Source organism: Rhodococcus sp. NPDC059968, from assembly GCF_042738615.1.
Classification (GTDB): domain Bacteria; phylum Actinomycetota; class Actinomycetes; order Mycobacteriales; family Mycobacteriaceae; genus Rhodococcus_F.
This window is the reverse complement of the sequence record NZ_JBHWUE010000275.1, coordinates 1-1,418: the sequence shown is the minus strand read 5'-3', so window position 1 is coordinate 1,418 and position 1,418 is coordinate 1. Positions and strand designations below refer to the sequence as shown.

The window sequence follows — 1,418 nt, the reverse complement described above, 5'->3', positions numbered from 1 at the left end:
CCGGTGCCGGTGCTGAGCTACAGCGGCTGGAGGTCGTGCCGGCTTCCTCGACGAGAACTCTCTCTTCAAGAGCGCCTCGTAGGGCGGAGTCAGGCGAACCGCTCGCGTTCGCGATCCCTCGTCGAGGACGTCACGCGTCATTGGAAGATCGACCAGATCGCCGCGACGGCGAGCGTGACGATGAGGCCAGACATCACCGCAGTCACCGCGAACTCGTGGTCGGCCAGGAAGTGCTGCACCCGCCCAGTATCGGCCAGCCAGGCTCCGCCGTACGGGCCAGTCATGTACCGGACCGACCGGGCCGCGGCGGCGAGCCGGGGGAGAGAAGTCATGTCGACCTCACCTTCGCGAAACACCCTGGTTGCGGCGCGCGCCTACGGTGGGATTCGCGCCCAGCACCTTCGACCGGATGGGGCATCCCGCTCATGACGAATCAGACACCCGGCAAACCGCGGCCCGAGCGCATCCCGAACCCTTGGCCGGAGAAACAACTGTCCACGACCGACATCGCCGGCGTCGTCGAGGCCCTCACCGGTGGGCGGCTCCTCCCACGTCCCGGCGCCGAGAACGATCCCCGCATCCAATGACGGGTCCGCCACGGCACCGAACACCGCGGCGGCCCACCAACAAGCGCGGCCGGTCGGGTCTCGAGCACCGGTCGGTGCCCGGCCGCCGGCCCCGACGCTCGGGGCGACGGGACGCGATGAGTTCGCGCCCGGGGGACGAGAGTGTGCTCATGGTCAGGGTCGTGACGGTGCTGGCCGGGGTGGTCTGCCTGGCGTTGGGTGCGGTGTCCGGTGTCGCGTTGGTGGTCGGGCTCGGTGCGCTGACCGCGCCAGGGATGGTCGCGGTGACCACGGCCGGATTCCTCGCGGCGGGTGTGGTGCTGGTTGCTCGCGCCCGCTCTCCTCGGCCGGAGAAATCCGTGACGGGCATAGCCCGTCACCGCCGGCACCACAACAGCAGCGATCACGGTTCACGGGCACGACGGTAGCGTCCGCCATCCCGTTGCATAGTTATGCGCTAGTTGGGTGGTCCAAGGCTCAGGACCGAGGAAAGCGCTGCGAGAAGGCCTGCCACCGCCCGCCCTATCGAGGTTCCTGGGCCAGTCTGAGGGCGGGTCTACGGGACCTGGAAGATGCCGAACCCCGAACTGACGGGGACATGATCGCCAGCGTCATCGGCAAACGTCGATGAATGTTCGGCGCCGCACCAGACCGCACTGAGCGCATCATCAACGACTGGACGGGAAGCCTCGGCCGGCACCTGGCCTCGCCGCGACGGTCGTCGGTGGCTACTGCGGAGGTTACTCGACGACGCCACCTGCTTGCGCTCGCGATACTGTCCTCATCATGACTGCGCGCGTCGACATTTCGCTGCTGCTCGCGTCCGCCCGGATCGGCGTCGGCGTGCTGCTC

General features: G+C 68.5%; 3 protein-coding genes. 2 read left to right on the top strand and 1 reads right to left on the bottom strand.

What is annotated here, in order from left to right; all coding sequences use genetic code 11:
- Positions 1-137: 137 nt before the first annotated feature.
- Complete coding sequence (locus ACFWAY_RS53795; protein ID WP_378516544.1) at positions 138-332, bottom strand: hypothetical protein; 195 nt, start codon at positions 330-332, stop codon at positions 138-140.
- A gap of 93 nt (positions 333-425) precedes the next feature.
- On the opposite strand from ACFWAY_RS53795, the gene ACFWAY_RS53790 reads away from it, so the two are divergent.
- Together ACFWAY_RS53790 and ACFWAY_RS53785 are read left to right on the top strand one after the other, a co-directional pair.
- The gene (locus tag ACFWAY_RS53790; protein ID WP_378516543.1) at positions 426-587 is read left to right on the top strand and encodes a hypothetical protein; all 162 of its coding nucleotides are present in this window, start codon (positions 426-428) and stop codon (positions 585-587) included.
- Positions 588-736: 149 nt separating this feature from the next.
- Positions 737-994, top strand: a complete 258-nt coding sequence (locus tag ACFWAY_RS53785; RefSeq protein WP_378516542.1) for a hypothetical protein — start codon at positions 737-739, stop codon at positions 992-994.
- Positions 995-1,418: the final 424 nt, after the last annotated feature.